13 protein-coding genes are annotated in these 18,088 nt (G+C 60.6%); 3 read left to right on the forward strand and 10 right to left on the reverse strand.

The window, feature by feature from the left end; translation table 11 throughout:
* Positions 1-52: 52 nt before the first annotated feature.
* The 6 genes from Q0K06_RS11375 to Q0K06_RS11400 form a co-directional block, all read right to left on the reverse strand.
* Entirely contained in the window at positions 53-754 is a 702-nt protein-coding gene (locus Q0K06_RS11375) for a response regulator transcription factor (RefSeq protein WP_365925637.1), read from the reverse strand.
* Between the two features lie 214 nt (positions 755-968).
* Complete coding sequence (locus tag Q0K06_RS11380; RefSeq protein ID WP_294552511.1) at positions 969-1,688, reverse strand: hypothetical protein; 720 nt, start codon at positions 1,686-1,688, stop codon at positions 969-971.
* Positions 1,681-3,861 (reverse strand): hypothetical protein, encoded by a 2,181-nt coding sequence (locus Q0K06_RS11385; protein WP_294552514.1) that lies wholly within the window; start codon positions 3,859-3,861, stop codon positions 1,681-1,683. The genes Q0K06_RS11380 and Q0K06_RS11385 overlap by 8 nt, the downstream gene beginning before the upstream one ends.
* The gene (locus Q0K06_RS11390) at positions 3,861-4,718 is read right to left on the reverse strand and encodes an ATP-binding cassette domain-containing protein (protein WP_294552518.1); all 858 of its coding nucleotides are present in this window, start codon (positions 4,716-4,718) and stop codon (positions 3,861-3,863) included. The genes Q0K06_RS11385 and Q0K06_RS11390 overlap by 1 nt, the downstream gene beginning before the upstream one ends.
* A gap of 159 nt (positions 4,719-4,877) precedes the next feature.
* A complete protein-coding gene (locus Q0K06_RS11395) occupies positions 4,878-6,383 on the reverse strand; it encodes a HAMP domain-containing sensor histidine kinase (protein ID WP_294552521.1) in 1,506 nt (501 codons plus the stop codon).
* Positions 6,361-7,029 (reverse strand): response regulator transcription factor, encoded by a 669-nt coding sequence (locus tag Q0K06_RS11400; RefSeq protein WP_294552524.1) that lies wholly within the window; start codon positions 7,027-7,029, stop codon positions 6,361-6,363. Before Q0K06_RS11400 ends, Q0K06_RS11395 begins: the two co-directional genes overlap by 23 nt.
* Positions 7,030-8,017: 988 nt before the next feature.
* Here Q0K06_RS11400 and Q0K06_RS11405 point away from each other — a divergent pair.
* Complete coding sequence (locus tag Q0K06_RS11405) at positions 8,018-13,849, forward strand: S-layer homology domain-containing protein (RefSeq protein WP_294552527.1); 5,832 nt, start codon at positions 8,018-8,020, stop codon at positions 13,847-13,849.
* An 86-nt stretch (positions 13,850-13,935) separates the two neighbouring features.
* Positions 13,936-15,123, forward strand: coding sequence for a YibE/F family protein (locus Q0K06_RS11410; RefSeq protein WP_294552530.1), 1,188 nt, complete (start codon positions 13,936-13,938; stop codon positions 15,121-15,123).
* Positions 15,124-15,184: 61 nt separating this feature from the next.
* On the opposite strand, the gene rnc is transcribed toward Q0K06_RS11410, so the two are convergent.
* The 4 genes from rnc to Q0K06_RS11430 form a co-directional block, all read right to left on the reverse strand.
* A complete protein-coding gene (gene rnc / locus Q0K06_RS11415) occupies positions 15,185-15,856 on the reverse strand; it encodes a ribonuclease III (RefSeq protein ID WP_294552533.1) in 672 nt (223 codons plus the stop codon).
* 62 nt (positions 15,857-15,918) lie between these two features.
* Complete coding sequence (acpP, locus tag Q0K06_RS11420; RefSeq protein WP_294552536.1) at positions 15,919-16,155, reverse strand: acyl carrier protein; 237 nt, start codon at positions 16,153-16,155, stop codon at positions 15,919-15,921.
* Positions 16,156-16,325: 170 nt separating this feature from the next.
* Complete coding sequence (gene plsX / locus Q0K06_RS11425; protein ID WP_294552538.1) at positions 16,326-17,366, reverse strand: phosphate acyltransferase PlsX; 1,041 nt, start codon at positions 17,364-17,366, stop codon at positions 16,326-16,328.
* Between the two features lie 26 nt (positions 17,367-17,392).
* Positions 17,393-17,632, reverse strand: coding sequence for a helix-turn-helix transcriptional regulator (locus tag Q0K06_RS11430; RefSeq protein WP_294552541.1), 240 nt, complete (start codon positions 17,630-17,632; stop codon positions 17,393-17,395).
* Positions 17,633-17,710: 78 nt separating this feature from the next.
* On the opposite strand from Q0K06_RS11430, the gene Q0K06_RS11435 reads away from it, so the two are divergent.
* Complete coding sequence (locus tag Q0K06_RS11435) at positions 17,711-17,965, forward strand: DUF6809 family protein (protein WP_294552544.1); 255 nt, start codon at positions 17,711-17,713, stop codon at positions 17,963-17,965.
* Positions 17,966-18,088: the final 123 nt, after the last annotated feature.

Below are 18,088 nucleotides of genomic sequence, written 5' to 3' on the forward strand. Positions count from 1 at the left end.
CAGCGGCTTGATTTTGTGTTGCCTTTTTCGCTGCCTCCAAAACCTGAAATTTCTACTTGACTTTTGTTAGCAGGTCTGTCCAGATGTAGCCCATGCCCCGCACGGTTTTAATATAGGTATGGGCGTCATCCTCAATTTTGGCCCGGAGCCGGTTCATGGTGACGGTCAGCGTATGGTCGTCGATAAAATTGCCGCCGCTGTCCCACAGCCGTTCCAGCAGCTGCTGACGGGTCAGAATCTGACCGGTGTGCTCCGTCAGATACTTGAGGAGTTTGTACTCATTGGGGGTGATGGCTAACTTCTCCTCCCCCCGCTGGGCCGTGAGGGCGGAAAAATCCAGCGTCAGCCAGCCGTCGCTCCATTTGTCTGCGGCGGCTGGCTGGGTGCCACCCGCCCGGCGCAGGGCCACCTCCACCCGGCGCAGCAGGATCTGCATGTTGAAAGGCTTGGTCACATAGTCCTCAGCCCCCATGTCAAATCCATTGAGCACATCCGTCTCCAAATCGTTGGCGGTAAGAAAAATCACCGGCAGCTCCGGGCGCCGGGCCTTGATCTCCCGGCACAGGTCGAAGCCGTTTCCGTCCGGCAGGTTCACATCCAGCAAGGCCAGGTCAAAGTGAGCGCCGGAGAGCAGCTGCCGGGCTTTTTGGCAGTTATAGGCGGCGACAGTGAGATATCCACTGCTGTCCAGTTCAAAGCAGAGGCCGGCGCTGAGCGCCAAGTCGTCCTCGATAACCATGATTTTCATCTGCATGGTCACACCTCAATTCTGCGGCGTTTTTGTCAGGCTTAGGTGCATCTTATTTTATCCTCTTTTATCCAGTCAACTCGACCATTATATTTCAAACCGCAGAAGAACACAAGTGGGAGCGTGATTCTCCCTTTCTTAATATCCCCCGGCACAGCCAGAGGAATTTGGACGGCAAAGAAGAGAGGCGGCGCCGGTACCGGCGCCGCCTCTCTGCGCTCTATTTTTTTGTTATATTGCGGAGCCTGTTTCCCCACGCCAGCAATGCCGCCCCTGCTGCCAGCAGGACAGCCTGGGCAGCGGCTGCGGCCACCGGCAAAACAAAGGCCGGGTCCAGCGTCTCCAGGGCCAGCGGGCAGGCGGTGAAGAAGCTGCCGTTCCACAGTCCCAAAGCCTCAGGCAGCGGCAGGGCCGCCAGCAGAAAGGGCACCGCCATCCACACATACACCAGCCAGGGCCGGATTTGGCCTAGCAGCCAGCCGCTCCCCAGTGCGAAAACAAGGGCGGGCAGAAGGGTCGCCAGAGCCGGGAGCAGCAGGCTCCCCCAGCCGCACCAGCCAAACATGCGGACATAGAACACTGCCGCCTCCACCATGCACAGCAGACTCAGCAGCGCGCCCCCCGTCAGGGCCGCGGCACACCGGGCCAGGGCGTAACGCCTGGGCGGCATCGGCGCGGCGTCGGTGAGGGCCGCCGCCCGCCGTGCTTTGGGCGAGGTGTAGAAGGTCAGAAAGAACAGCATTCCGATCCACAGCAGAGGCAGCATCCGGGAGAGGTAGTCCCCAAAGCTCCAAGGGGAGAAGGGGGCGGTATGGGCCACCCCCAGGATGGTTACGGCATGGAGCACCAGCGCCCCGTAGAGAAGCAGCACAACCGCCAGCCCGATAAAAAACTTGTTCCACAGCAGCCTGCGGCACTCGTATCGAAAAATCTTACCCAAGGTTCAAATCCTCCTCCGTCAGATGGCAGGCGTCCAAAAATTCCTGGTAGGTCAGATAGGGGTACATGGGGTCCAGCTCCCGGTTGAACAGGTCATGGAGAATCTGATCCATGGCCTCCTCGCCGCCCACCAGCTGCTCCGCCTTCAGGATTTTCAGGGGCATCTCGTTGTAGCGGCGCACACCGGACAGGCTGCCCGCAATGTTCAGCCGCTCCGCCTCGGGCAGCATCTCAAGATACTCCGGATGCCGGACATAGAAGTTCAGATAGTAGTCGTCCACCACCTGCTGCCACTGGTCCACATAGTATTTCTGCGCATAATCCGCTCCGTAAAGCTCCTTGACAATGCGGTAGGTGGTGTAGACCGTCAGGCCCTCGGAGGACCACGGGGAGCCGTCCGAGTCGTCGAACATGTTCCCCAGGCCCCACCACTGATGGACCAGCTCATGGATGAAGATCTCACCGGGGACAGCCCCCTTGCTGGTATCTTTCAGGTTGGCGATGGTGAAGTCCGCCTCGTCCAGCAGGCTGGCCCCATTGGCGGCGTAGCCGCCGCCGGCCACCCGGCTCTGAATCAGTTTCAGGGTATCTCCGGCGCCGTAAGACAGTTTCCCGTAGTGCTCGGTGCAGTAGTCCACCACGGCCTTCACCGCGTCCACCGCGCCGGCCTCCTCCATGACGGCCTGGTGCTTGCGGCCGTAGTAGAATTCGATGGTCATGCCCCCGGCCTCAATCTGCTCACAGATATAGTCGCCGGCATACAGAATACCGCCGGCGCTGTTGGTCTCATAGCGCCAGGTTCTGGTGCCGTCGGCGTTTTCTGCGATGACCTCCGCCCGGCTGGAACCAAAGGGAATGGCAATCATGGCTTCAGGCAGGGTGATCTCGATTTCGGCGGGATAGCCCGCCTCTCCGGGCAGCACATTCATCACCCGGGGCGAGAGGGCCGCGTTCTCCAGACAGAGGTATTCGCTGCTCAGTTCCTTGCCGCCCTGCATGGTGGGCAGGCTCTCCTGGGGGAACCCGCTGTACTCCATGGTCAGTTCCACATCCTCCTGGGCGGGAATGGTGACCTCCAGACGGGCCTCGTTGTACTCCTGGTAGCCGCTCACCGTAAAGGGCACATCCGTGCCGTTAGCTTTCACATTGGAGATGATGTAGCCCGGGGTGATGCCGAAGGAGATGCTCTGCTCCTGGCCAGAGGTGTTCTGGAACTGATAGGAGGCCCGGCCCGTTACGGTACCGGCATTGGTGTCCGGGAACACCTGGGCGGTGCGGCGAACAAAGGTGACGCCCTCGGCGTAGGGGATCTCATAGAAGGACATGACCGTCAGGTCCGGGTTGCTGCGGTCGATAAAGGGCTGGGCAGCATAGGCGGCGCCGGAGCAGGCCAGCAGGGCCAGGGCGATGGCCGGACGGTAAATCCGCCGGGCGCTCCGGGCCAGGGAGCCAAGCATGCCCTTGCCGTACTGCCGGATGCAGAGATAGGAGAGCGTCCACACCCCGGCCAGAGCCGAGAGCCAGGTCAGGCGCATCCAGGCCACGGACCGGAAAATCCGGGAGTTGGAGAAGTCGTCGGACAGGGCCCACACGCAGGGGTTGAGCCAGCACAGCTGCCAGTCGCCCACCCACACCGTCAGGCTCAGGGCGCAGAAGGCGATAAACAGGACGATGGACAGGTCCGCCCGGCGGGTAAACTGGTACGCGGCAGCCGCCGCCAGGACGCCCAGGGGCAGGGCCAGCCCCATGAGCAGCAGATAGGCCAGCACATAGTCCGCGCCGGTGAACACAGAGCCGATCAGCCCCGCACTGATGGGCAGCCAGACCAGCATGGTGAGGCCCGCCGTCAGCACCGCCGCGGTCAGCAGGGCCAGCAGGCGGGTCAGGGCGGTGGTCAGCGGGGACACCACCGCGTCGGTGAGGATGTCCACCCGGCTGCGGCAGGCCCGGTCCAGCTCAAAGATGGCCAGCAGGCCGAAGAGGATGGCCCCGGCTGCGCCGCCGGCAAGAGCCGGATTGGCCAGATACATGGAGAGCATGGTGGTAGAGTCGGCGGGCTTGTAGAGCACCAGACCCAACACCGGGGAGGCGACTGTCAGCGCCATCATCAGCCAGGTCAGGCGGCTTTGCAGCAGCCGCCTCAGTTCCAGAGGAAAGAGCCGCATCGCCTTCATTATACCGCCTCCCGGGAGATGAGATAGAGGTACGCGTCCTCCAGCGTCGGCTCCTCCGCCTGGGCATAGGGCGGCAGCTTGTCTGCCACCGCCCGGCAGCGGATGCCCTGGCTGGTGTTCACCCGGGCGGTGATGTGCAGCCCCTGCTCCTGCTTCTCGTCCCGCTCCCAAAAGACGCCCACATGGCCGGCAGCCGACTCTATCAACTGCTCCGGCGTGCCGGTGAACAGGATGGTTCCATGATGGATGACGACGAGCTGATCGCACACCGACTGCACATCCTCGATGATGTGGGTGGAGAGCAGCACCAGCCGCTCCTGGGCTGTGCGGGAGAACAGGTTGCGGAAGTGGATGCGCTCCTCCGGGTCCAGTCCCACGGTGGGCTCGTCAAAAATCAGGAAGGGCGGGTCCCCCAGCAGCGCCTGGGCGATGCCCACCCGCTGGCGCTGGCCGCCGGAGAGGGTGCGGATTTTGGACTTTGCCTTTTCCTCCAGATTGACCGCCTGAATGGTTTTCTGGATTGCGGATTTTGGATTTTTAATCCCCTTAAGGGCGGCCATGTAGTCTAAAAACTGGGTGACAGTCAGCTCGTCAAAGAGGCCGAAGTCCTGGGGCAGATAGCCAAGGCTGGCCTTCAGCTGCCGCTCCGCCTTCTCCAGCGGCGCCCCGTCCGCCAGGATGCGCCCCTCCGTAGGCATCAGGGCCGCCACCAGCAGCTTCATCAGGGTGGACTTGCCCGCCCCGTTGGGACCCAGCAGGCCGATGAGGCTGGGGGATTTTAACTCCAGGTTCAGGCCCTTCAGGGCCTGCTTCCCGCTGGGGTAGGTCATACCGACATTTTGAATTTTGATTTCCATATGGTCTGATTCCTTTCTGCTTGGGATGAGGAAAGAATACCGGGGCAATATGGAGGGAAGATGGAGGAAATTTGTGATTTGTATGGAAATTTCCATGCAGTCCGGTTCAGGGCCTTATCTGGCTCAAAAAATAGCGGCAGGAGCGAAACGCTCCTGCCGTCAATCATTCTGGGCCGGTTCACAGGCGGGAAAGATAATTTCAGCCCGCACCCCGTCTGCCGTATTCTCAATGGTACATTCCGCCCCATGCCGGGCTAAAATCATTTTCACCAGGTACAGCCCCAGGCCGCTTCCGCCGGTGGCCCGGCTCCGGGAGGTTTCCTCCCGGTAGAAGGCCTCAAACAGATGGGGCAGAGCGTCTTGGGAGATATGGGATCCGGTGTTCTCCACCGTCAGAGCCGGACAGCCGTCCAGCAGGCCGCACCACACCCGCACCTCCGCCCCCTCCGGGGAGTAGAGGGACGCATTGGAGAGCAGATTGCCCACTACCCTGCCCAGCAGAGAAGCATCCCCGGCGGCGGCAATTCCCGGCGTCAGTTCCTGGACAAGCCGCTGGTCCCGCTGTTCCAGAAGGGGCGCATCCAGGGTCAGCTGGTGTTCCACCAGAGCCGACAGCTCCACCGGCTCCTGCTTCACGACAACAGAGCCGCTCTCCATACGGGAAATTTCCAGCATCTCCCGCACCAGGTTTTCCATCCGCCCCGTTACCTGGAGGGAGCGCAGCAGGTACTTGTCCCGGTCCTGGTAAACGCCCATCCCCTCCAGCATTCCGGCGAGCTGCCCCTTCAAAATGGTCACCGGGGTTTTCAGTTCATGAGAGGCCGCGTTGAAGAAGGCCATCCGCTGGCGATCCAGCTCCCGCTCCTGCTCTACCTCCCCCCGGAGGGCCTGATTGGCGCTCTCCAAATCGGTGAGGGCGGTATCCAGCCGCCGGGCAAGCTGATCCAGGCTGCGGCCCAGTTTTCCAATCTCGTCCCGCCGCTTCTCTCCGCATGCCCAGTGAAAGTCCAGCTCCGCCATCTTCCCGGCAATCCCGCTCATGCGCACGATGGGACGGGTAATGTACCGGGAGTAAACGAAGGCGCACAGCAGAGAGAACACCAGCAGCACCAGCAAAAGCCAGGGGGCCATCTGAACCAGCGCCCGCACCGCCTGGTTCTCCACCTCAATCCGGGGCGTGACATAGAGGGTGTAGCTCTCCCCTCCGCCGGCAAAGGTCACCTCAGCGGCGATGGTGGCCTGCTCCGACATGGTGATCGCCACCGCGTCGCCTTCCAAAACATCCTGGCTGCGACAGCTGACCGCCGCCTCCTGTTCCGAGGTCGTGACGACCATGACTTCATCCTTATTATATACAGCCTGAACCATCAGCTTTGCCCCCGTGTCCACCAGACGCCCGTCCGGCCCCACCAGCACGGCATTGGCCCCGGAGGTCAGTACAAACTCATCCAGCAGAGCGCCGCAGTCCTCCTGTGCAGTGTCCGCTAACCGTTCTACCAGATTATCCACCTGGGCGGTAAGGTCGTCGTTTACCACAGCGGTATAAGTGCTTGGGGTAGCCCAGGCGATAAAGCCGAAGGTAATGGCGCCGGCAAAGAGCAGCATCCCGGCTGTGCTCAGGAATATGCGGGCGGTCAGGCTCTCAGCGATTTTCTTTCGCAGCACGATAGCCCACCCCCCTTACTGTCTCGATATAATTCCGCCCCAGTTTATGGCGGAGATTCTTGACGTGGCTGTCCACCACACGTTCGTCCCCGTAGAAGTCGTAGCCCCATAGTTTGGCCAGCAGCATCTCCCGGGTAAACACCCGCCCCGGCGCATTCAGGAAAGTGTGGAGCAGCTCAAACTCCCGGGCGGTCAGTTCCAGCGGGCTGCCGTCCAGCAGCGCCTCCCGGGTGTCCAAATCCAGGGACAGATCCCGGTACTGAAGGCGGCTGTCCTCTCCCGCTCCTCCACGGCGGCGGAGGATTACCCGTATTTTCTCCAGCAGCACCGGCATGGAAAAGGGCTTGGTCACATAGTCGTCAATGTCCATACCAAAGCCTTTTAACTGCTGCTCTTCCCCATCCAGGGCCGTGAGCATGAGAATGGGCACCTGGGACTGCTGGCGGATCAGCGCGCAGACGCCGAAGCCGTCTATCTTGGGAAGCATCAGGTCCAGCAAAACCAGGTCAAAGGGCTGGCCGCTGAACAGGGCCAGGGCCGTCAAGCCGTCCCCGGCCGCAGCGGTTCTATATCCGGCGTCCTCCAGGTAGGTGCGCAGCAGCTCCTGAATATCCGGTTCGTCCTCTATAATTAAAATGTGTTTCATGCAGCATCACCTGATTTGAGGATAGCACGGAATTATGAATTTATCATGGAGATTTTTCAAACGCAGAGCTTCAAAGAAATTTTTCATCAACAGGCAGGCCCGCCTGCCGGTTTCGCTGCACATTTCTTTCCTCTTATCGGCAGTCATGCACCCTTTCCGCGTTCCAAAAGCGGCCCCCATTACAAATGTTTCCTGTCTCCGCCGCTCTGGACGGGCGGAGAATCCGCTGTATTTGGTGCTTTCTTTTGTACATATGTCCACTTTACACTAATTTTACATGTATTTTTTCACTTCCAATTATGCAAAATAACATATTTTCTAGTTGAATGTAACCGACTTTGCATGTAGAATAAATTTGTAAGAGTAGTTGTCCGTTCTATTTGTAACCGTTCAGAGGAGGTGACATAATTTCGGTTATAGTCAATAACACATATTGGGTGACGGGGCGCGCCCCGTCACCGTCTGCACCGCGGTGCAGACGAGAGAAAGGATGGAGATCATGAAACGACTGCTCCGCAAAAACCTCGCGCTGCTCCTATCCCTCGCAATGTTGTTCACCTTCTTCCCCGCTGCCGCTTCCGCTGCCGGTGAGGATGCGGTGTACACAAAGGTAACAACCAACCTAGACGACTGGACTGGCCAGTACCTCCTTGTCTATGAAAACAGTGAAACTAGTGCATATGTGTTTGACGGAAGTCTAACAGATCTTGATTCCGTATCTAATTATGTTGAGGCTTCCATTGAAGGCAACAGGATAACCACATCTTCTTCCAATTATGTTACTATCGAAGCAGTTGAAGGCGGATACGTCCTTCAGTCTGCCAGCGGCCGATACCTATATAACTCCAACGATTCAAATGCCCTCTCAACTACAGTTAATAGGGATACTGCGGCAAACTATCCGATTTCATTGGAACTAGCTGATGATGGTATTAATATCCGTCTATCATCCGGACCATATATGCGTTTCAATGCAAATTCAAACCAAATGCGTTTCCGCTATTATAAATCTGGAACCTTTGCATCACAGCAACCTGTCACCCTCTACAAGCTGGAGGGTGAGGGCGGCGGCGAAGTGACGCCTCCCGACCCCGAGGAGCCCGAGACCATCTCCATCGCGGACGCCCTGGCCGCTGCGGACGGTACCGAGAACCTGACGGTCAAGGGTGTCGTCACCCTGCTGGACGGCAGAAATGTCTATCTTCAGGACAGCACCGGCGGCATCTGCGCCCGCATGAGCGCCAACTTTGACGATATCGCCCTGGGCGACACCGTCATCGCTACCGGTAAGCGCGCCACATACAGCGGTCTGCCTGAGCTAGACAGCGCCACCTATGTGAAGTCCTCCGGGCTGACCCTGACCCCGGCTCTCAAAACCATCGGGGACCTTACCACCGCCGACATCTGCACCTATGTGACCCTTCGTAACGTGGAGGTCACCGAGGTATATGACAACAACGGTAAGTATTCTAATCCCAACATCACTGTGAAGGACAGCAATGGCAACACCATCCAGCTCTACAAAGCCGTGGTGTCCAAGAATGACGATGGCACCTGGCCTGTGGCCATCGGCGATATCATCACAATCACCTGCGCAGTGGGCATATTCAATGACAAATTCCAGTTGCGCAACACCCTTGCCAGCGAGATTGACCTGGACGGCACCCCCGCCGGCCCCATCGCCAACGGCGATCAGGTGGTCATCTATAACCCCGCCTATGGCAAGGCCCTGTCCGCCACTTACAGCAGTTTCTACAACAACGGCACCGATGTGACAGTGGGCTCCGACGGCACCGTGTCCGGTTTCTCCGTCTCTGACGTGTGGACCGTCACCGACAACGGCGACGGCACCTGGTCCTTCTCCTATAACGGCCAGAACATCGCCATGGGCGACGGCTATACCAGCATGCCCCTTGGTGAGAAGAACGACAAGTGGGAACTGGTGGACGCGGGCAACGGCCTCTGGTACGTCAAGAACCCTGTCCGCAACGCCTATATGGAGTACCAGGACGACCACGGCACCTGGAGCGCCTACTACTATATCGACTCCGGCAAGGAGGACCTGTTCGCTCTCTCCTTCTACAAGGTCACTGACATTCCCCAGCCCGGTGATAACCTGCCTGAGGCCGGCGACCGGGTGGTGCTCTACAACGTAGGCGCCCAGGGCGTGCTGGCCGGCGGCGACGGCAACGAGACCAGCCCCTCCATCAACAATGCCGAAGCCACCGTGGCCGGCGGCGCGGCCACCCCCGCCAACGGCGCCCGGATCTTTACCGTGGAGGTCAACGGCGAGTGGTTCCGCTTTAAGACCGCCGACGGCTACCTCTGCTCCAACGGCACCGGCAACAACGCCTTCTACTCCGCCGAGGCTACCGATGATGCCGACTGGAAGCTGACCGCCTTCAACGGCGGCTTCAACCTGGAGAGCCGCACCGCCAAGTTTAACGGCAAGTACTCCCAGTATCTGGAGTACTTCAGCGGTTCCTACAAGACATACAGCCTGTACAGCGACAGCGATAAGGACATCTACACCTTCCACTTCTATCCTGTGGCTGAGGGCGTGACCGTTACCGATGACGTGGTCAACATGCCCACCGTCACCTTCGGTCTCCTGTCCGACGCCTACGTGGGCCAGGACTACACCGTCACCTTTACCGTGGATGCCGTCTTCGGCATCAAGGACATCTCCGCCCAGTACGGCGACACCACTGCCGAGCTGACCAATGACAACGGCACCTACTCCTTCACCATTCCCGGCTCCGCCATGGCCGCCGGCGATCTGGTGATCACTATCAGCGGAACGGACAACAAGGACGTGGCCTTTACCGGCACCACCACCCTTGACGTCAAGGACGAGCCCTATATCCTTGAGGTGTTCCCCGCCGCCAACACCCAGACCGGCGATGAGAAGCAGCCCGAAATCGGCTTCACCTTCGGCAATGCGGGCGAGGAACCCACTGTCTCCCTGAAGGTGAACGACAAGGATGTTACCCCCACCGTGAAGGACGGCAAGGCCTCTTACAAGCCCGCCGAGGCCATGGCCGACGGCAAGGTCACCGTCACCGCCGCCGTCACCCGGGCCGACGGCAAGACCGTCTCCCGCACCTGGACCTTTACCATCGGCACGGCTCAGTTCCAGCTCTACTTCGGCCAGCTCCACTCCCACACCAAGGAGTACTCCGACGGCGCGGGCACCCTCCAGGAGGGTCTGAACTATGTGGCCAGCCTGCCCGAGAGCGCCAACGTGGACTTCGTGGCCTTCACCGACCACTCCAACTACTTTGACGGCTCCGGCAGCGCTGCCAACCCTGAAGAGGCCCTCTATGACACCAGTAAGATGACAGCCGAGAGCAAGGAAAAATGGGACACCTACACCGGTAAAATTGCCGCGTTCAACGCCGCGCATGCCGGTGAGATTGTGGCCCTGGCCGGCTTCGAAATGACCTGGTCCGGCGGCCCCGGCCACATCAACACCTTCAACACCCCCGGCATCGTCTCCCGCAACAACACCACCCTGAACAACAAGACCGGCGACGCGGGCATGAAGGCCTATTATGCCCTGCTGAGCAACGAGAACCTGGCCGATTCCATCAGCCAGTTCAACCACCCCGGCACCACCTTCGGCAACTTCAGCGACTTTGCCTACTATGACCCCATCATTGACACCCGGATGTATCTGGTGGAGGTGGGCAACGGCGAGGGCGCCATTGGCTCCGGCGGCTACTACCCCAGCTACGATCAGTACGTCATGGCCCTGGACAAGGGCTGGCACCTGGCTCCCACCAACAACCAGGACAACCACAAGGGTATGTGGGGCAACGCCAACGACGCCCGTGACGTAGTCCTGACCGACGACTTCTCCCAGGACGGCATCTATGAGGCCATCCGGAACTACCGCGTCTACGCCACCGAGGACAAGAACCTGGAGATTAACTACACCCTCAACGGCCAGATGCTGGGCTCCATTATCTCCGAAGTTCCCGAGAATGTCACCATCAACGTCAGTGTGCATGACCCCGACGTCTCCGACTCCATCTCCAAGGTGGAAGTGGTGGTCAACTCCGGCGCCGTGGCCCATACCTGGGATGATCCCGCTGAGCTGGCCTCCGGCGAACTGGAGTGCACCATCCCCGCCGACTACAGCTACTACTTCATCCGCGTCACCCAGGGCGACGGCGACCTGGCCGTCACCGCCCCCGTGTGGATCGGCGAAGTGGTGAAGCTGGGCATCTCCTCTGTGGAGTGCGGCACCTCCACCCCCGTTACCGGCGAGGCCCTCACCCTCACCACCACCCTCTTCAACAGCGAGGCGGACGCCGCTACCGTCAAATCCATCACCTACTCCAACGGCGACCAGATTCTGGGCACCGACACCACCGGCTATGATCTCCCCGCCTCCGGCACCCTGGCCGTGAACTGGAGCTACATCCCCGATATGGCCTGGGTGATGCCCATCACCGTTACCGTGGTTCTGGTGAAGGGTGATATTGAGTACACCTACTCCAAGTCTGTGACCCTGGACATTCTGGACGCCAGCCAGCTGGTGTACATCGGCATCGACGCCTCCCACTACAACGAGTACGTCAACGGCAACTACAAGGACTCCATGGGCAACTTCGGCAACCTGGCCGCCGGCTACTCGGTGCGCACAGTGCAGCTGAACACCAGCGAGGACCTGATTGCCGCCTGTGAGAACAAGGACAACAAGTACAAGGCCATCATCCTCACCGCGCCCTCCCGCCGGGACGGCACAGCTCTGCGCGACCCCTATGCCTGCTACTCTGACGCGGAGATCGCGGCCCTGACGTCCTTTAACGCCGCCGGCGGCACCCTGGTCCTGGCCGGCTGGTCCGACTACTACGAGAGCTATGCCACCTTTGATGCTGCCGACCACATGGCCGCCCAGCAGAACAAGGTTCTGGAGGCCCTGGGCTCCTCCCTGCGCATCGGGGACGACGCCACCAATGACGACACCCTCAACGGCGGCCAGAGCCAGCGGCTCTACCTGTCTACCTACAATCTGGACCACTTCCTGATGAAGGGTGTGGACTTTGACCCCGAGAACCCCAACAACAACCTGTACTCCCAGCTCTTCAGCCAGTACGGCGGCGCCTCCATCTACGTGGTGGACGCTGAGGGCAACCCCACCTCCACCATCCCCGACACCGTCTCCCCCGTGGTCTACGGCCACGCCACCACCTACTCCAAGGACAGCGACAACGACGATTTGGGCGGCGGTTCCATGCCCAAGTACCCCGTGGCCGGGGGCGACGATCGCCTGATGGTGCTGGCCACCGAGCAGCTGGAGGGCAAGGGTCTCATCGTGGTCTCCGGCGCGGCCTTCATGTCCAACTTTGAGGTCCAGGCCACCGTCGGCGACTCCGGCGCTGAGAAGAACTACTCCAACTACAACATCTGCGAGAACCTGGTAGCCTATCTCAACCCCCTGACCATCACTGATATCGCCGACGTGCAGGCCCAGCCTCTGGAGGGCATCAAGTACGTCATCGAGGGCGTGGTCACCTCCAACGCCTCCGGCTATGACAAGGACACCGCCTTCTTCGACTGCATCTATGTTCAGGACGACACCGCCGGCATCAACGCCTTCCCCGTGGCCGGCAACTACAAGATCGGCGACAAGGTGCGCATCACCGGCACCACCTCCTCCTATCAGGGAGAGCGCCAGATCGCTGTGACCTCCATTGAGAAAATCGGTGAGGGCGATCCCCTTGAGCCCAAGCTCATCACCACCCAGGAGGCGGCTGAGTCCAAGTACCTGGGCAGCCTGGTCCAGATTAAGGGCGTGGTGGTCAGCTTCGCCGAGGCCGAGGGCTCCATCCAGACCATCATGGTCCGGGACAGCTCCGGCTACGACGCCCGGGTGTTCATCGACGGCTACATTACCCAGAACAAGGACATCGAAAACCTGGCGGTGGGCCATGAGATTACCGTCACCGGCCTGTCCTCCTACGACAGCAGCTTTGACGGCCCCGCCGCCCGCATCCGCGTCCGCGACCGGGCGGAAATTGTGTGCGGCGCCGATGTGGTGGACATCCCGCCCGAGCATGTGGAGTACTACCCGCCCTACACCCCGCCCACTCAGGATGACGACGTGGTCATCATTGACGAGGAGGGCGTGCCTCTCACCCCCGTGCCGCCCACTGACGCCGGCGATTACACCATCGCCGTCCAGGTGGACAAGGACGGGCACTACACCATTGTCCCCATCGCAATCGTGGAGAACGGCAAGATTCTCTCCCTCATGGACTCCAGCAAGCTCCAGCTGATCAACAACCCCAAGACCTTTGTGGACGTGGCCCCCTCCCTGTGGTACTCCCCCGCTGTGGCCTTTGTCAGCGCCCGCGAGCTTCTCCTGGGCACCGGCGGCGGCTACTTTGCCCCCAACGGTACTGTCACCGGCGGTGAGCTGGTCACGGTCCTGTGGCGTCTGGCCGGCTGTCCCGCCGTGGAGGGTCAGACGGGTACCCAGTGGTATGCTGAGGCCGCCCAGTGGGCTCTCTCCAACGCCATCGTCGCCGACGGCTTTGACGGTGAGCAGACCGCAACCCGCGCCGATGTGGCCAAGGCTCTGTACGCTATGGCCGGCGTATTGAATGCCCAGCGGGATACCTCCGGCTCCCTCAGCGGCTTTACCGACGCTGCCGCTATCCCTGAGGATGCCATGGAGGCCTTCCTCTACTGCCAGAACGGCGGCATCATCACCGGCAGGCCTGACGGGCTGGCCGCCCCCGGCGCATCCCTCACCCGCGGCGAGCTCTCCGTCATGGTCCAGCGCTTCATCCTCTCGCTGCTCAAGTAAAGCACCAGCATGACAGCCTTCGGGGCCGCCCGCACGGGCGGCCCCGATGACCTTTTCCCACACACTGATGACAAGGCAGGGATTCTATGAAAAGACAGGACAATGCGCCCAGGAAGCTCCAACTGCCCCAGCTCACCCGGGGGAAAATTGCGTCCATCGCAGTCTCTCTCCTGATGCTCGCTCTGCTGGCGGGCTTTGGAATCTATCTCAACACCCCCCGAGCAGACGATATCCCCACCAGCGTCAGCCAGATGGTCTTTGCCGTAGCCCGGGTCAACGATGTGCTGATGGACAACGCCGAGCCGGACGACTGGACCGAAGGCCGCAGGCTGGGCACCCAGCTGCTGGAGCTGGAGATCTGCTCCGGCGAGCATAAGGGCGAGTTTCTGGAGACCTACAACTATCTCAACGCCTACACCAACCTGGACGCCAGGGAGAACACCCGCCTCATCGTCCGGCTGGACTATGACGACAATGGCGACCTCTATGTGGTCAGCATCTTTAACTACGATCGCTGGCAGGTTGTAGGTATGTTTGTCCTGGTCTTTGCCCTTGTCATGATTCTGGTGGGCGGCCGAAAGGGCGTTAAAGCCCTGCTGGGCCTGCTCTTTACCCTGGCCTGCATCTGGTTCCTGCTGCTCCCCATGATGCTCCGGGGCATCTCCCCCATCCCCGCCACGGTGGCCATCATTGCCCTCACCACCGCCGCGTCTCTGCTGCTGCTGGACGGCCCTACCCTCAAGACACTGTGCGCCACCCTGGGCTGTGTGGGCGGCGTGGCAGTGGCCGGTATCTCGGCGGCTGTTGTGGGCACTTTGACACCTCTCAACGGCTTCAACACGGACAACGCCGAGGCTCTGGTGCTCCAGGCCGCCGATGGAGGGCTGCAAATCAGCGGCCTGCTGGTGTGCGGCATTCTTATCTCCTCCATGGGGGCGGTAATGGATGTGGCCATGGCCATCGCCTCCTCCCTCCACGAGCTGCACACCCACAATCCGGAGCTCTCTCCCCTGGGTCTGTTCCGCTCCGGCATGAACATCGGCCGGGACGCCATGGGTACCATGGCCAACACTCTGATCCTGGCCTTTGCCGGCTCCTCCCTGAACACACTGCTTCTCTTTCAGGTCTATGATTATCCCCTCCTGCAGCTGCTCAACAGCGACCTGCTGAGCCTGGAGCTGTTACAGGGAATTGCCGGATCCATGGGCATTATCCTGACTGTCCCCATTGTGGCGGCCCTCAGCGGCTATATCATGGGCCGGAAGCGGAAGTAAGACCGGCCGGCATAAAAACAGCGGGCGCACCGGATATTCCGGCGCGCCCGCTGTGCTGTATTCAGCCCTTCAGCTTGGCGATGGCCGCCTTGGCCGCCATCTGCTCGGCTTCCTTCTTGCTGCGGCCCTCTCCGGCCCCCACAGGGGCGCCGTTGAGCTCCACCTCCACCTGGAAGCGCTTGGCGTGATCCGGGCCGGTGGAACCCACCAGACGGTAGGCCAGCACCTGGCCGCTCTCCCGCTGGACCAGCTCCTGGAGGGCGGTCTTGTAGTCCCGGCTGCCGCTCTTCTCCTCTTCCCGGTCCAGAATGAAGCGCTGGATGATCTTCCGGGCGGAGCCGATTCCGCCGTCCAGATAGACCGCCGCCAGTACGGCCTCCACCGCGTCCGCCACGATAGACGGGCGCTCCCGCCCTCCGCCGGCGTCCTCGCCCTTGCCCAGCTTCAGGTAGGCTCCCAGCTCCAGCTGTTGGGCCACCTCCACCAGGCTGCCCTCACACACCAGGGCCGCCCGGGTGCGGGTCAGGTCGCCCTCCGGCAGATCCGGATGGGCCCGGTAGAGGTAGTCGGCCGTCACCATACCCAGCACCGAGTCCCCCAGAAATTCCAGCCGCTCGTTGCTCTGGGCGCCGGTGTGCTTGTTCTCATTGGCGTAAGAGCTGTGAGTCAGCGCGTTCTCCAGCAGGGCCCGGTTCTGAAAGGTATAGCCCAGCTTCTCCTCCAGCTTCTCCATGTGTTTCCCTCCCAGTAAAAATCAAAGCCCCGCACCCGGCGGGGCTTTGAGCTCGTTGTGCTTTATTCCTCGACCTTGCCCTGGAGATAGTGCACCAGATCGCCCACCGTCTTGATGGCGGCCACGTCCTCCTCACTCATCTCCTCGATGCCGAACTCCTCCTCCAGACCCATGGAAAGCTCCACGATGTCCACAGAGTCGGCACCCAGATCGTCCTCAAAGGAAGTGTCCATGGTAATGCTCTCAGGCTCTACGCTGAACTGTTCAGCCAGCAGTTCGGTCAGCTTGTCGAAAATCATAGCTATCTACTCCCAGTTATTAATTGCCGCTTGCGGCATCTCTTGCACTAAAATAATAGGCATATTCCGCCAGCGTGTCAATAGCATTTGAAAATTTTTATACCTGAAGCGAGATTCCAAAACATTCTTCCCATTTTTGCCTGTTGGAAATCGGACAAGTGTCGCGCGCCTCACTCGGCGGCGGGCTTGTGCATAACGGGCAGGCGCATGTGCTCCACATTCTCGGTGATGTCGTCGATGATGCCCGAGGAGGCAAACTGCATGGCCTGGCGGATGGCGTTGCGGATGGCATAGGCGTCAGAGGAACCGTGGGCCTTGATGACCGGCTTGGAGATGCCCACCAGAGCGGTGCCGCCCACCTCCCGGGAGTCCATCATCCGCTTGAAGTCCCTGATGCCATCCTTCACCAGCAGGGCAGCCAGCTTGGTGGTGATATTCTTCATGAACATCTTCTTCAGCTCGCCGGCCAGGAAGCTGCCGGCGCCCTCCATGGTTTTGAGGAAGATATTGCCCGAGTAGCCGTCGGTGACGATGACGTCCACCGCGCCCAGCACGGCCTCCTTGCCCTCCACATTGCCGGCAAAGTGGATGCGGCCCTCGGCGTCCGCCTTCTTCAGCAGCTTCCAGGTCTCCCGCTGGAGGTCGGTGCCCTTGGACTCCTCGGCGCCGATGTTCAGCAGGCCCACACGGGGCTCGGGACGGCCCATAACCCGCTCGGCGTAGTAGGAGCCCATGAAGGCGAACTGGAGCAGGTACTCGGGGGTGCACTCGGCGGTGGCGCCGCAGTCGATGAGCAGGGCGCCGCCTTTGGCCGTGGGCACCACGGGGCACATGGCCGCACGGCGGATGCCCTTCACCCGCTTGACCAGCAGGGTGGCCGCAGAGAGCAGGGCGCCGGTGCTGCCGGCGGAGACAAAGGCGTCCCCCTTCCCCTCCTTGAGCAGGTTCAGGCCCACAGTGAGGGAGGAGTCCTTCTTCTCCTTGAAGGCGGTGGCGGGGTTATCGCAGATCTCCACCACCTCGGAGGCATGGGCGATTTCAATGCCGGCGGGCAGGTCCTTGATGCCGTCCTCGGCCAGAACGGCCAGGATGTCCTCACCACGGCCCACCAGAATCACCTCGGCTCCCAGCTCCTTCACCGCCCGCAGGGCGCCTCTGACGTTGGAAGCAGGGGCGTTATCGCCGCCCATGGCATCTACGATGATTTTCATTTTGATTCCTCCCAAAACTGTTTTCTTTATCTGTCCTCACGCAGAGTCCGCCGCTCGTCGGTCAGGCCCAGCAGATAGTCGGCGGAGACATTATAATGCTGGCAAATAACCGCCAGCTTTTCCAGCGTTGTCATCCGTGTCCCCTTTTCCATCTCGCTGATTTGGTTGACGCTGACATCCAGCAGCTCCGCCAGCACCTTCTGGGGCTGGCCGGTCTGCTTGCGCAGCTCCCGCATCCTCTGAGAAAAAATTTCTTTTGTGGTCATAAAATTCTCCTTGATTTTTCACTAATTAGATGATATCCTATTTTCATCTAATTAGTGAATTTCTGCGAGGTATTCTTTATGACTGATTTACTGGAAGAGCTCTTTGAAGCAGAGCTGGAGCGTGGCAGACTGGATTTCAGCCATTCGCCCGACGCAGGCGCGCGGGAGCAGGCCCTTAACGCCTGTTACAGCCGCATCCATACCGCTCTCGGGCTGGAATTTCTCGACCGTCTCAACGACCTGGAGGCCGAAGCCGCCTACCACGAACGGCTGGTCTGCTTCCGCCACGGCTTCCGTCTGGCCATGCGGCTAGTGCTGGAAGCGGGAGTATAATCCCCTTACTCCGTGTCCAGCTCCGCCAGCTTCTCCAGCGCCCGCTTGGACAGCTCGGCGTTCTTGTTCCGCTTGCCCTTCACCTTATAGCCCAGGGGCGGGATGATGCCGAAATTCACGTTC

Origin of the sequence: uncultured Pseudoflavonifractor sp., assembly GCF_944387805.1 — a bacterium.
GTDB lineage: Bacteria > Bacillota > Clostridia > Oscillospirales > Oscillospiraceae > Pseudoflavonifractor.

Coding starts and splice junctions, on each gene's coding strand:
- Q0K06_RS11405 (WP_294552527.1), top strand. CDS start 8,018: ATGCGTTTCCGCTATTATAAATCTGGAACCTTTGCATCACAGCAACCT.
- Q0K06_RS11390 (WP_294552518.1), bottom strand. CDS start 4,718: ATGGAAATCAAAATTCAAAATGTCGGTATGACCTACCCCAGCGGGAAG.
- Q0K06_RS11375 (WP_365925637.1), bottom strand. CDS start 754: ATGCAGATGAAAATCATGGTTATCGAGGACGACTTGGCGCTCAGCGCC.
- Q0K06_RS11410 (WP_294552530.1), top strand. CDS start 13,936: ATGAAAAGACAGGACAATGCGCCCAGGAAGCTCCAACTGCCCCAGCTC.
- Q0K06_RS11435 (WP_294552544.1), top strand. CDS start 17,711: ATGACTGATTTACTGGAAGAGCTCTTTGAAGCAGAGCTGGAGCGTGGC.
- Q0K06_RS11385 (WP_294552514.1), bottom strand. CDS start 3,861: ATGAAGGCGATGCGGCTCTTTCCTCTGGAACTGAGGCGGCTGCTGCAA.
- rnc (WP_294552533.1), bottom strand. CDS start 15,856: ATGGAGAAGCTGGAGGAGAAGCTGGGCTATACCTTTCAGAACCGGGCC.
- plsX (WP_294552538.1), bottom strand. CDS start 17,366: ATGAAAATCATCGTAGATGCCATGGGCGGCGATAACGCCCCTGCTTCC.
- acpP (WP_294552536.1), bottom strand. CDS start 16,155: ATGATTTTCGACAAGCTGACCGAACTGCTGGCTGAACAGTTCAGCGTA.
- Q0K06_RS11400 (WP_294552524.1), bottom strand. CDS start 7,029: ATGAAACACATTTTAATTATAGAGGACGAACCGGATATTCAGGAGCTG.
- Q0K06_RS11430 (WP_294552541.1), bottom strand. CDS start 17,632: ATGACCACAAAAGAAATTTTTTCTCAGAGGATGCGGGAGCTGCGCAAG.